13 protein-coding genes are annotated in these 12805 nt (G+C 54.9%); 8 read left to right on the top strand and 5 right to left on the bottom strand.

Annotated elements, in window-relative coordinates:
* Positions 1–24 precede the first annotated feature (24 nt).
* From LOY69_RS16440 to LOY69_RS16430, 3 genes are all read right to left on the bottom strand, one after another.
* A complete protein-coding gene (locus LOY69_RS16440; RefSeq protein WP_249735895.1) occupies positions 25–834 on the bottom strand; it encodes a class I SAM-dependent methyltransferase in 810 nt (269 codons plus the stop codon).
* A 121-nt stretch (positions 835–955) separates the two neighbouring features.
* Positions 956–1702, bottom strand: a complete 747-nt coding sequence (locus tag LOY69_RS16435; protein WP_265073220.1) for a methyltransferase domain-containing protein — start codon at positions 1700–1702, stop codon at positions 956–958.
* 355 nt (positions 1703–2057) lie between these two features.
* The gene (locus tag LOY69_RS16430; protein ID WP_265073219.1) at positions 2058–2570 is read right to left on the bottom strand and encodes a hypothetical protein; all 513 of its coding nucleotides are present in this window, start codon (positions 2568–2570) and stop codon (positions 2058–2060) included.
* Between the two features lie 107 nt (positions 2571–2677).
* On the opposite strand from LOY69_RS16430, the gene LOY69_RS16425 reads away from it, so the two are divergent.
* On the top strand, positions 2678–3274 hold the full coding sequence (locus LOY69_RS16425; protein ID WP_265073218.1) for a hypothetical protein: 597 nt from the start codon (positions 2678–2680) through the stop codon (positions 3272–3274).
* 54 nt (positions 3275–3328) lie between these two features.
* On the opposite strand, the gene LOY69_RS16420 is transcribed toward LOY69_RS16425, so the two are convergent.
* Complete coding sequence (locus LOY69_RS16420) at positions 3329–3964, bottom strand: helix-turn-helix domain-containing protein (RefSeq protein WP_265073217.1); 636 nt, start codon at positions 3962–3964, stop codon at positions 3329–3331.
* Positions 3961–4251 carry a type II toxin-antitoxin system HigB family toxin gene (locus tag LOY69_RS16415; protein ID WP_263010883.1) on the bottom strand — a complete coding sequence of 97 codons (291 nt, stop codon included), beginning with the start codon at positions 4249–4251 and terminating at the stop codon, positions 3961–3963. Before LOY69_RS16415 ends, LOY69_RS16420 begins: the two co-directional genes overlap by 4 nt.
* Before the next feature lie 229 nt (positions 4252–4480).
* Here LOY69_RS16415 and LOY69_RS16410 point away from each other — a divergent pair, with 229 nt between their 5' ends.
* The 7 genes from LOY69_RS16410 (at position 4481) to LOY69_RS16380 (ending at position 12801) form a co-directional block, all read left to right on the top strand.
* Entirely contained in the window at positions 4481–4750 is a 270-nt protein-coding gene (locus tag LOY69_RS16410; protein ID WP_125063851.1) for a hypothetical protein, read from the top strand.
* A gap of 276 nt (positions 4751–5026) precedes the next feature.
* A complete protein-coding gene (locus tag LOY69_RS16405; protein ID WP_110596867.1) occupies positions 5027–5590 on the top strand; it encodes a hypothetical protein in 564 nt (187 codons plus the stop codon).
* Positions 5591–5614: 24 nt separating this feature from the next.
* Complete coding sequence (locus tag LOY69_RS16400) at positions 5615–5992, top strand: hypothetical protein (protein ID WP_110596866.1); 378 nt, start codon at positions 5615–5617, stop codon at positions 5990–5992.
* 490 nt (positions 5993–6482) lie between these two features.
* A complete protein-coding gene (locus tag LOY69_RS16395; protein ID WP_123390575.1) occupies positions 6483–7694 on the top strand; it encodes an ABC-three component system protein in 1212 nt (403 codons plus the stop codon).
* Positions 7695–7697: 3 nt separating this feature from the next.
* Complete coding sequence (locus LOY69_RS16390; protein WP_123390578.1) at positions 7698–8183, top strand: three component ABC system middle component; 486 nt, start codon at positions 7698–7700, stop codon at positions 8181–8183.
* A complete protein-coding gene (locus LOY69_RS16385; RefSeq protein ID WP_123390580.1) occupies positions 8180–10120 on the top strand; it encodes a DUF3732 domain-containing protein in 1941 nt (646 codons plus the stop codon). Before LOY69_RS16390 ends, LOY69_RS16385 begins: the two co-directional genes overlap by 4 nt.
* 179 nt (positions 10121–10299) lie before the next feature.
* Positions 10300–12801 carry a DEAD/DEAH box helicase gene (locus LOY69_RS16380; RefSeq protein ID WP_185021121.1) on the top strand — a complete coding sequence of 834 codons (2502 nt, stop codon included), beginning with the start codon at positions 10300–10302 and terminating at the stop codon, positions 12799–12801.
* The last annotated feature ends 4 nt before the right edge of the window (positions 12802–12805 follow it).

The following is a 12805-nucleotide window of genomic DNA, read 5'->3' as shown; positions in this document are numbered from 1 at the left end:
TTTCGAGGGCATAGGCCGAGGCACTCATGTGCGGGGTCGCATCGAGTGCAGGCTTGGCATGTAGGACTCCTGCAGTGCCTTGCGGCCCTGAGCCTTGATGCTATCGAGGTGCTCGGTGGCAGGCTGGGCACAGGCTCGCCCCAGTACAAACACCGCCCCCGGTCGGGTCGGCCCGCACACGGGCTCATGGGTGGTCTGGATCGGCTCCCAACCATGCCGGTACATCAGGTGCTCGATACTGCTGGCACTCAAGTAGCGGCGATGGTTATGGGTTAGAAACCCTTGTTTGATGCCATAACCCAACGCGCGACCTTCAATCAGCAGCAATCCGTCCTCGGCACTGGCCTGCCGGCAAAGCTGCATGACCTGGTTGACGTCATGAACATGCTCCAGCGAACCATTGATGATGATCAGGTTGTAATCACCCGTGGGGCTCATGTGTTCGGCGCCCACCAGGTCGATGTCCAGGCCGATATTCTTGCCGTATTCGACGTAGGCCCGGTCGGGGTCATTGCCTCTGACTGTCCAGCCGCGCTTGGCAAAAGGAATCATCAGGCCGCCGGCGGAGCAACCGACGTCAAGCATTTTGCCTTTGGCGGGAAGCACATCTTGCAGGTACTGATACAGGTGTTCGCCGCGGCGTACCTGGTCCAGAAAGAAGGCGCGCTCCGGCTCCGTATTGCCGAACAAACTCAGGCGGTAGAACTTGTCGTAGTAAGCGCTGTAGAAGGCTTCGTCGAAGCGGTATTGCTGGAAAATGTGCCCACAATCCTGGCAGCCGAGCACTGGCAATGCCACCGCCTGGTCACCGGGCCCCTGGACACTTTCCAGCAAAACCCGATGATCTTTGGAGTTGCAAAGTTCACAATCAATTTTCTGCGCACGAAAGGTTTCAGGCATTTGCAATAGTTGCAAATACTGTTGTTCTATAGTTGTACTCACAATGAAGCTCCATTCACTTAATGCAGAAGAAGCCTTCAAAGCAAATATATTTGAAAATACTGGTTATATCCTTGAAGCCGGCGCGGGATAACATGTCGATATTGCCGGCTGTGGAAAAAGGTTCAAGTACACCTTTCAAACTTCTGGTCTTCGCCAGGATTTCCTCGGCGTTATAACCTTGGTCGCGCTTATAATCTACATACAGGCTGCTGAGGATGTCTTGAAAGCGTGCGTCTGGGCCGCGTACTTTTTCAAACATGATAAAAGCACCGCCCCAGTTCAAGCTCTCGTAGATACGATCGAACAAGGCTTGGCGAATGCGCGGGTGCACGAACTGAATAGTGTAATAAGCAACTATCAGATCACTTTTTTCATAGGGAAAGGTCAGGATATCGTCGGTAACGAAGCTGACGTTGTGCTGCGGCGACGCGCTCAAGAGCTCATTCGCCTTGCGCGTCATGGCCTCTTCCACATCAATGCCCACCCACTTCACCGAGGCGCAGTGGCGCTGTGCAAGTTGCCGAGTGAGGGTGCCGGTGGAACTACCCAGTTCGTAGCAGGTGCTATCACTCTTTACAAAAAAGTCGCTGAGCGACAGCACGATGTTATGCCCGTCCTTATATTTAGGTACGGACTTCGAAACATGGGAGTCAAAGTGTTGCGGGGTACTGCCTCCGAAACTCCATGAGGCATTACTCGACTCTACGCCGTCACCGACGGTTTCGTAGAGAGTGGCAGGCGAGGTAATTAGGGAAGACATGTATGTCACATCCTTGTCCGATACCAATAGGGGTGTACTAGTACAACGAGATTCCTTTCTCTTGGACGGGAGAGTATCCAGTCTTAGTTAACGTGTCATCATTTTTTTTTGCGAACAATAAAGGTGCGGGCGCACCAAAAAGGTGCGATAAATCGCTGTTGAGAATAGTCCGCAGTACACACCGATTGTTGATGTTCTCGGTACTTGAGGTTGCACTGTTTGAGGCGATGGATCTTCCATCGCCTTGAAGGCGCATCAAGCCGCCAGGCAGAGGGCTCGGACCGCGCTCGATAGTGATGCGTTGTTTGACATCATCGGCCTGATTCCCGGTATCGATCTTGAGGCCAGGGCTTTTTCATGACTGTTTGGCAGCGTAGGTCTCGCCCGTCAGCAGCATGACGCCTTCTTTTGAGCTGACGCGGGTGATGCTGTTGATCACGACATTAAGGCCGCTTGAATGCGGGAACAGCGAAAACAACAACTCGAAATACAGGTAGTCCTGCACCAGGCGCGCCGCCAGATCGGGATGGCCTTGCAAGAGCGCCCTGAAGCTTGGGTAGCCCAGCTGTGCAAGCTCCGGAATGTCGACAAAACCCTGGTCGATATCGTCGGTTTTGCATTCGGCGGCAAAGGTGTCGGCGCAGTCAAGAAAACACTGCGGCAGATCGTGGTGGTGGATGCGCAGTTCATAGGGCGTTGCTGGGATCGTCAGTGCCTCGCCGAAGCCCAGGCTGCGATAGCCGATGGTTTTTGGGTCGATGAGTTGGTCGGCTGAGGTGAACTTCATGGGGATTGGCGTCTGATGGTCCACGACGGCTGTGCCGGTTCTATTGGCCAGTTGTTCGGGAGTGAAGTGAGTGTCATCCATGATTTGCAATCGTCAGAGAAGCCGAGAAGGGACTGTACTGTGTCCGATGTATAGTGGCGAGCGGCAGTTAACGGATGCTGCGCCCATGACTGATCGGAACGATACGGATGTTTGATGAGCTGACGTTTACCTGTGAAGTACCTGAGAAAAAAGATGCTTATGTCGGTGCTGGGGCCTGCCTGCCCACTGATCTGGCTTGGCCCTGTTCGCCTGATGGAGTGCCGCTGACACACCTCATGGCCTTGCCAGGAAGCTGGTTTTCAGGAGCCTTGATCGACAGGAATTATTGGGTTTCGGTTTTTATGCCTTACCAGCCGGGTGAAGTGGCTCACTATCGAAAGCTGCGCGCCATTGACGGTCGTTCGCAAGCAGTTGTCATGGGCTACGTTCGAGCCGGTTCCGAGCGGAATGAGGCGGCTCAGCCGATTTCAGATCGCGGGACGGTGCGGCTGGGGGTGAACGCCGACGTGGACGATGATGAAAACCTGGCCTCGAAGTTGGATGGCGTGGACGCCTGGCTACAGTCGCCTGTTTTATCGGGGACAGGGCGCAGAAGGATTTCCATTTATGGGGGCGATCTGGATAGAGCGCTGCCTGAGCACAAAGGCGTGCTTTCGGATGGCATGGGGTATCTGTTTCTGGATGAGGACTTTTCAGAGAGGACAGGCGCGGGGATTGGTCGGTTCTTTTTGCAGTTGGGGTAGGGCGATACGGCGCTATTGAACTGATGCTCAGAAAGGCAGCATGGAAACGCCCTATCACTTGGTCGGAGCTTTGCCTAAGTGTCTGCGGCTTTTGGAAGCTACCCGTTTGGACTCGCCGGTATCGGCACTTTGCTCTGGGCGTAAGTTCCTGGAGATGTTGCGAACGCGGTGATGGGCTGGCGTTTTCTTGGCCTTCGTCCGAACGGTTTCGAGTGGCGGCGCCTTTCCCGAAGCGGCCGATACGAACGCCCTAGGCTCCATCGAAAATCGCTCTGCCAGCGCGTATGCCATCTTGTGACTGATGGGGCGATCTCCACTGAGTACCTTGGATACCGCTGTTTTATCGCCAATTTCAGGGAGGTCAGAGCCCGTGAGCCCGAGCGTTTCCATTAGATCCTTGATCAACTGCACGGGGGTGCAGGTCGCCTCAAATGCGGCGTTCGATTCGCGAAACTGCTCGGAGTGGCGATGGTAGGCCAGGATTTCATCCTCAAGTTCGACAAGAACTTTCTCTTCGACCTTGCTCAGCTCGCGCCCGTCAGTGAGTTCATCGAGCAGGTCGGTCGCACGCTCATAGTCGGCGGGGGTCTTGATGCCGTGCACAAACTCACCACGCAGGCGCTCCAGTACCGCGTGCAGTTCGCCAAGCGTTGCGATCACGGTTTGAAGTTCGTTTCGGGCTTGGCTCATCGTTTTACCCCTTGGTTTCTTGCATACCAGGCGTTGGCAAGGTCGTAGTCGGCATGTGTGTAGATGTGTTTGACGTAAAACTTCTGTCGGGTGTAGTTGACGCCGCCGATCACCCTGAGATTGTTGCCGCCTACGTCGATCACGACCCAGTTCGCTGCGGCTCTCGGTTTGAACAAGTCGATCCCTTGCGTACCGAAAAGCTTTTGCAGGTCTGCGAATCCTTTCGGGCGTGCCATCCTCAAAATCCGCAGGCAACGATCAAGCCCGGCCTTGTCGTTCGGATACAAAATCGCAAGTTGCGACCGTCGCGCAGAGTCATTTCAGCGATCTTGGTGATGTGCTGCCGGTTGGTGTCGTCAGCATTTTTTCGGTGCGCGAGATGCGCTCGAAACGCGGGTTGGCGAACCGAGAGAGACTATGGGCGTTGGGTCCCGGAAGGGACAAGTCAGACGCGTCTGTAAGTTTTGTAGGATTGCAATATGGGGCTTGGCGGTTTGAGAACGGGTCAGTAAATAAATGAAATTCAATGACGGTGACAGGGTAAAAGTTAAGCCCCACGTGTGGTGGCCGAATGGCGGGGTTGGAGTGGTTTCGTTACCCCCAGAATATGTGAAGGAAGCCTTGGGTGGTGAAGTGGCGCTCTCTAGTACTCAACGAACTATGGCTGGAAAAGACAGGATTATTACCTGTGTATGGATTGATTTTGACGAGCCGGCAATGGATTGCAGTGATGACGGCCCTTACATCGGCGGAGAGGTTCTCTTGGAGTACCTGGAACATATATAGGGTGGAATTTAAAAAGTAAGACGGTCTGGCAGATTGCACTTCGCTTGTTTTTGTCCGCGAAAATGCTCGCGGCCACTTGCGGACGTTCCTCGGCCACCATGGCCAACGCAATGGCCCACCTGGCGGCGCAGCGAGGGTTCCGCAGGCTTGCTCCATGGGGGGCTTGCGACCGCTGTTCTCGTCAAAGACATAGGACGGATGTGCTAGATAGCCCTTTGCTACATGTTCAGGGTGCGAAGCTATTGCCTTCAAAAACAACGGCAAAGGACCGCCCCCATGATCGCTTTTACAAGGCAGCTTTTGCCTGCCGCATTACTGTGTAGTGCCCTCGCTGCCCAGGCGAGCGAAGTGCTGAAGGGCGACTTCTGGGTCGTTCACTACCAGGGTGCCTTGGGCAAGAATCAGGTGTTCATCGCCGACGGCGACCCCACTCACATCATCAATCGTCCAGGTGGCGCGAAATCATTGGGTGTCTATCAACTTTACGAAGAGCCCGGCAAACCCAACTTCACCTCTTACGATGTCGAAATCGATTGTGCGAAGAACCGCGTGCGCATCATGGATGCGGCGGATTTCCACAGCGTGTTCAATGAATTTCGCAATGCGAAGTATTCCAGCCAATGGCAGAGCAAACCTGACGCCTGGCTGGCACAAAGCCGTGACTTTGTCTGTAAGCCGACTGAACGCCAAGCCAAGAAGATGGAGCACTTGGGTGTGATGTCTGCGTCGCAAATGAGCAAGGCAGGGCCGCAGTTCTTCGAGATATTGAACCGCGAGGCGGCCAAGGCGGCCATCATGCAGAAGATAGATGAAGGGTTCGCGCAGATGTCTGCCAAGTAACGCGGCCTTCAGGGAGAAGACCTTATGAACCGATTGTTTATGTTGGCCCTGCTCGCCACCTTGCTCAGTGGCTGCGCATCATTGTCGGCCAGCAGTGCCTGGAAAGATCGCCCGGTGGGCGAACTGATCGACTTCTTCGGCGTGCCAAGGCAGATCATGGTGGCGCCGAAGGAAGATATGGTCGTGCTCAGATATGTACGTGACAGTAGCTATGTTTCACGTGAAGCAGCGGGTACTTATACGGGGCCGCAGAACGGGCAACTTGTGCACGCAGAATACTGGGAAGACGTGCAGCACTCAGGCAGTTGCGAAATCAATGTGTTCGTCAACAGAGCGCGACTGGTGGAGAAGGTGCGAACTAAAGGGCGTTGTGTAGCGGTCGAGATGGGGCCGGCAGGGTAGGAGTGGGCCACTGGCGAGAGCAGATTCCACGAACAGGCACATCAAGACAGTGGTCGTCGACCTGCGCTACGGGCGCGTGTATGGCCCACTTTGGGGTTTGAAGAGATCGGCAACCCTGTACCAGGTCTCATCCGAGAACTCGTAACGTTTTGCAATTGCAGAATTCCTTCTCGTGGAGGAGTAGGGGCTCTACAAAAACTGAGCTAACGAGGGTGCATGATTGGAGTTCCGGGTTTTTGTACAGAGTCTCCCAAAGCTGCCCTTCACGTAGGGCAGGAACCGGCCAGGAGCGGACATTCTCCAAGGTTCTATTTTGAGATTTGGGGGCGCCTACAAAGCCGGGGGCGGTTCACTGGTTGCTGATTTGGGCTTTAGCGTAGTTTGAGGCAGTGCTTAGCCACCTGAAGCAAGCTTGAGGGATGGCACTCTGGTATCATTCTGTGATTTTTTATTGGATCGCATACAGTACCAGGGAGGCTTGTGGTCGAGAATGGATGGGGCAGATTCGAACACTGTTCATGACGCATCGGCGGCTGCGCTGGGGTTTTACTATCAGAGCCAGTATGCGCTACTGATGTTGGTACAGCTGAGAACAGATGATGCTGCTGTGGCCATTGAGCGGCTTGATGACATTGAAATCAAGGCCAATGGACAGTCCTTGCTGTACCAGCTCAAGCACTCCATCCAGGAAAACCCGCCTCCAGTCACCCTCGCATGTGTGGCGCTATGGAAGACCATCAAGGTATGGATCGACGCCATTCCGCTAGTGTCGCTCGCTGATACGAGGTTCCACCTCGTCGCAGTGGGCCCAGTCCCCGACGGCTCTCCGTTGATGGCACTGTGCGACAAGGAAACTGATCGAGAGCCCTTACTCAAGGCAATGCTTGAGGAGGCGGAGAGAGTTGTCGCAGAGCGCGCTGACGACAGAGCAAACAACGTCAGCCTTCGCCATGCTGCTCGTGCCAAAGGCTGTGAGGCCTTCCTCGCGCTTGACCCGACCATCAGATCCAGTCTGTTCAAACGAATCTTTATAAAGCCTGATGAAGTCACGGTCAGTGAAATTCCTGCTGACTTATCCCGACACATGCATTTATTGCCCAAAGAGCACCGTCTACGCGCGGCTGAGAGCCTCCTTGCATGGTGGGATCTGCAAGTGGTCTACACGTTGTGTGGTAAACGCGATCGGGTCATTTACCGCAGTGAAGTGGAGCACACCCTCTCTTCGATTATCCCGCAGTTGGACGAGGATAGGCTGACCGCTGACTTCGATATGGTGAACCATCCGGACGACTATGAGGCTGACAGCATGCTTTACCGTCAGATCGCTTTGGTCGGCGGCAAGCCCTCGGACATCAGCAAAGCCGTTCGCGAGCAATGGCGGGCGGTAAACCAGCGAGCAAAATGGATTCTCGAAAAGCCTCAGCTGCGCTCAAAGATCGCCTCGTACGACGCCAAGCTCCAGGAGTCCTGGTCGGATATTCACACCCGGATGGTCGAAGATTGCGAAGCGTGCAGCTCCGAAGAGATTGCATGCATGGGGCTGGATGTCTTGCGCTGGACTCACGATTCTGCGCCTAAAGAAGTCGAGCCGATCTCATCAAGCTGGAGCGGTCACTACTATGTGCGAGGAACATATCAGCTATTGGCCATCGATCTGAAGGTGGGGTGGCACGCCCAGTACCTGAAGCTTCTGAAGGAATAGGGAATGGTCATCACACACGATATCTATGCCGAAACTAACCCGGCATATTGCGCCGCATTACTGACCCATTTCGTAGCAGGGTACTTGTCGTTTGGAACCAGCGCTCCTGACATCACGTTGTGCTACGCGGCTCTGCCGATAGCACTCTCGGGTGACCTGGCTTCGACCTTTGATCGTACCAACCGAAGCACAGGCCTGTTGGAGTGGCTGCACCGTAGCCCAGTCATTCAGATCCGGCTCGCGGACAGGATTAACGGCTCATTGGAGATTGTGACCGAAGCAATCCAATTCGCCTGCTTCAGCCAGTTGTTAGCGCTCAACCCCGAAGGCGATGTAATCCAAGGGGCGTCCTCAATGCCTAGACATCTCATCGCGCAATTGAGTGAGGACACTCAACAAATCTTCAAGAAAATTCACCGCTTGGGTTACTGGTTTGCCTCGGCGGGTACTACACGGACAGTATTCGACATGATGGGGCTGGAGCTATGAGCCGCTGGAATATCTCAAATATTTTTTTCATCGGCGAAGGTGGTCGGGTACGCGACCTTCCGCTGAAATTGGGAGAAGTGAACATCTTCACCGGTGCATCCGGTACGGGTAAATCGACCCTGATCAAGACTATCGATTACTGCCTTGGCTCCAGCAAGTGCGAGCTGGCAGCGCACGTGAAACGACATAGTCTCGCGGTGGGGGTGAAATGGGTGCTCGGAGATGCGCAGATGATTACTGCGCGGATAGTCCCGCCTGTGGGGCAGGCCACCAGCACTAAAATGTACGTGAGCAACGGGCGGAATCTGCCAATCCCAAGCCATGTCGAGCAGCTTCAAGGCTTAACGACACTTGAGGCAGCAAAAGGCTTCATCGAGCGCGCCTTTGGGATTGCTGGTGTGCCCGATGCTTCCGATGACAAAACCGCCCGTAAATGGCGTCCCACGGTACGTCACGCGACGGCTTACATGTTCGTGCCCAAGGATGTCATCTATAACGAAACTGCCCTGCTGCATGGGCTAGATCAGGCTGATGAAGCCCCGGCCATCGTCGAAACGATGCCCTACTTCCTTCGTGTTGTGAGCGAAGACTCGGTGCTCCAGGAACGGCGTCTGCGTGACCTTCGCAAGCAGCTTGAGCGAGAGGAGCGGCAGCAACGGGTTCGCCATACAGCCGGCAGCGACTACAAAAAACACGCCTTGCGTTTGCTGCATGATGCAAGCCGAAGTGGCCTGTGCGACACGCCATCCCAGGAGTCCTCCGAAAAAGAATTGGAGGGCGTCCTCAAACGTGTTCAGCGCTCTGCCAGCAGAACCGGTTCGAACCCGAATGAGAGTGAACTCGGCAAGTTATACGACACTCGTCGTAGTTTGCTGAGCACCCTCGAAAAAACGAAAAGGCAATCACGTGCGACCAGCTCAGCTCTACAGGACATGGTGGGGTTCGAGGGAACGGTACGACGCCAATATGAAAAGTTGAAAATTGCGGAGCATCTCAAGCCGACAGCAGACACGTGCCCGGTGTGTGACAGTCCGACTGAGCGTGGTGCTGCAATTTCCGAGGCTATCCGCCACTCCATGGCCGTCATTCGGTCGGAGAGTGTCGCGGTTGAGAACGTGCGTCCTCGACTGATCGAGCACCAAGACTCGTTGGGCATGGAAATTGATCGCCTGAACCGCCAACTGAGTGAGGTTGATGAGCGCATCAAGACTTGGATTCGGCAGAGTGAGGAGGCCAAGCAGCTGAACACCTTGGCCGAGTACCATGCGAACCTGCAGGGCAAGGTTTCACAATTTCTGGAGATGAATCCGACTACGCCGCAGCCTGGGTCAGACCTGGGTGTCCTGAAAGACCAAATCCAGAGCTTGGAAGGGCAAATCGACACCGAAGCCAAGGAAAAACTGCTGCGGTTTGCCGAGCGCAAAGTGTCCGAATACCTGTCGGAGGCGTTCGGCCAGTTGCCTACGGTGGCCCCCTGTATCGGGGCAGACCTTCAGTTTTCCTCCAGACCACCAGATGTCGCGATCATCGAGCAAGGCTCCAGGGCTGTGTTGCGGCTGCATGACGCCGGGTCGGACGAAAACTATCTGGCTATTCACGTTGCCCTGTCTTTCGCGATGCAGAAGTACCTGGGAGAGATCAACGCCCCGGTACCTGCCTTTCTCGCGTTTGACCAGATCAGTCGGCCCTATTACCCGCAACGAGGGGAAGACGAGTCGACCATCGAGGAGAACGAAGAAGTATCAGCCATGCGCCGGCACCTCGACTTCCTTTTTGATGAGACAGCTGCTCAAAAGGGTCTACAGGTGTTGCTGATTGAGCACGCGTTCTTCGGTGACGACCCCCGGTACGTCAAGGCCACTCGTATGCGATGGAACAAGAAGTCAGAGGATGCTCTGATTCCTCGAAATTGGCCTAGGCGGCCAGACACTATTTGACAGGCAGCAACTGCGCCCGTCATGCGGCGAGCGCTTTGGTAGCCCATGCTGGGAATAGTCCCGTGGCTGGATCGCGGGTTTCCAGCATGGCAGAGCAGAACAAGTAATCGCTAATGATGAGATTCAACCCAATGATCATGAGCGACTGAAGCTCAACGAAGACTGCGAGGTAAACAAGGATGGTGGACTTCAACAAACTCAGATCGCAGTCTCAGCGACCGGCACCGATAGATCCCCTTGAAATCTTCAGGCGCATGCCCAAGCCTCAGGGCATCAATGATCTGTACACCAGTCAAGCTGAGGTGCTGGAGGCATGGTTCGAGCGAAAGGATGAGCGTGACACGGTGGTCAAACTCCACACTGGGGGCGGGAAGACTCTGGTTGGTCTGCTGATTGCTCAGTCGACCCTGAATGACCTCAAAGAGCCCGTTCTGTATCTGGCTCCGACCACACAGTTAGTCAAACAGACCTTGGAGAAAGCGAAATCGCTGGGGATTCTCGCTGTCCCATATACCCGAGGTCAGCCCCTGCACGACGACTTTGTGAACGGCAAGGCTGTCATGGTCGCCTCGTACAAAGCCTTGTTCAACGGCCATAGCAAGTTTGGGGTTCGTGGGCAAAAAATGCCCATCAGAGTGGGTGCAATCATCCTCGATGACGCCCACGTAGCATTCTCTGTGGTGCGCGAGTCGTTCACCCTTGAGGTTTCCTCTAAGGATGACAACGAAACGTATAAGGCGTTGTGCACCTTGTTCCGCAATGCTTTTCGAGACATCGATCGACTAGGCACCTTTGACGATACCGTTTCAGGGCTGAATAACGGCGTCGTGGAAGTGCCTTATTGGGCCTGGAATGAGCAGTTGGATACCGTAAGAGGAATGTTGCGAGGCGACGGTGTGAACGTTCCCTTTGCTTGGCCATTGCTGCGAGACAATCTGCATCTGTGCCATGCGCTGATCAGTAGCAAAGCCTTCACCATTACGAGCGTTCTGCCCCAGGTCAACAATTTCCCCACATTTGCTGATGCCCCTCGGCGTATCTATATGTCGGCAACCATCGCTGACGATAGCGAAATTGTCCGCACATTCGACGCCGATCCTCAGCTTGTGAACAACGCTTTAACCTCTAGGTCTCTCGCGGGGATCAGTGAGCGGATGATCCTGATCCCTAGTCTGATGCCGTTCGATTTCGACCCGCAACAGGTCGCTAAGTCAACTCTTAAGCAAGTGGCTGGGATGAACCTGGGGGCTGTTGCGTTGGTGCATGCCAACTATGCCGCGCAGGCATGGACTGACACTGCGCAGTTCGCCGAAGGCTCAGACCAGGTGGAGAATGCGATCGAGGCGTTGCAATCGCGTAGAACCAATGGGCCGTTCGTATTTGCCAACCGTTACGATGGAATCGATCTACCAGGTGACTCTTGCAGAGTCCTGGTGATGGAAGGGCTTCCCTCCGGCACGTCTGATTATGAGCTTTTACGTGCTGCGATCCTCTACGGTGGAGCTACCATCAGTCGCATGCTCGCTCAGCGCATAGAGCAGGGGATCGGACGCGGAGCACGTGGGGCGGGTGACCATTGCGTAGTACTGCTTCTTGGCTCGGATTTAGCCGGCTGGATTGCCAAGGACGCGAACTTCAGGCTGCTCACGAGCGCGACTCGGGCACAGCTCGAAATGGGGTCGACAGTCAGCAAGGAAGTCAGTGACGTCAACGATTTGACCAATACAATCGCGCTCAGCATCAATCGGGACATCAGATGGATTGAGTACCATGCTGCTACCCTCGCGGAGAACGTGGGGCCAGAGGCGCCAGATCCGAAGCGGTTCAATACGGCCTCAACAGAACGCAAGGCCTTCAATCTGTGGGCCGATGGCTTTTATGACAAGGCGATCGCGCGCCTGGATCAGGTAGCGGGCTCTCAGGACGCGGTGGATGACCAGACGCGCGGTTGGCTGTACCAATTGGCAGGCCGTATCGCGGATAACTGGGGACAAGCCGAGCGCAGTGACGAGCTTCAACGATCGGCATTTTCCGCTAACCGTAACCTTTTACGCCCGCGCACTTCTCCTCCCTACCGCCCCCTGCAGTCTCCCGGTGCACAAGGCGCAGCGATTGCCGCTCAGCTCCGTGGATACCGGATCAGACGTGGCCTGCTTCAACGCTTCGAGGAGGTGGTGTCCAAGTTACACGGCAACGCTTCTGCCAATCAGTTCGAGCAGGCGCTTGCAGACCTTGGTAGCTTGATAGGGCTTACTACAGAGCGCCATGATGTCGGCGGGGAAGGGCCTGATGTTCTTTGGCTTTTACCCAACAAGGCTGCTCTGATCCTGGAAGCAAAAAGTCGCAAACAGGACAAAAATCCGTTGACCAAGGAGGAGCATGGTCAGCTTCTGGTCGCAGAACAGTGGTTTGTTCAAAACTACCCCGGCTACTCAAGTCACCGTGTGGTTGTGCACCCCACTAACAAGGCAACCGCTGCAGCATCAGCGCACGAGAGCTATGCGCTCACGCTTGATCGGTTGAATCAACTGGTTGCCGAATCCCGGGTATTGCTGAGAGAGCTATGTGAGTCTCAATTAACTGACATCGAGCTTGAAGGGCAGTGTCAGCATTCAATCGAGCACTCGCCAATACGGGCAGATAGGTTGGTCAACTATCTGATGCCTTTCGTGGAGGGGTAGTAGA

This window comes from Pseudomonas sp. B21-059, assembly GCF_026016285.1.
Taxonomy (GTDB): domain Bacteria; phylum Pseudomonadota; class Gammaproteobacteria; order Pseudomonadales; family Pseudomonadaceae; genus Aquipseudomonas; species Aquipseudomonas danubii.
This window is presented reverse-complemented; position numbering and strand designations above follow the sequence as displayed.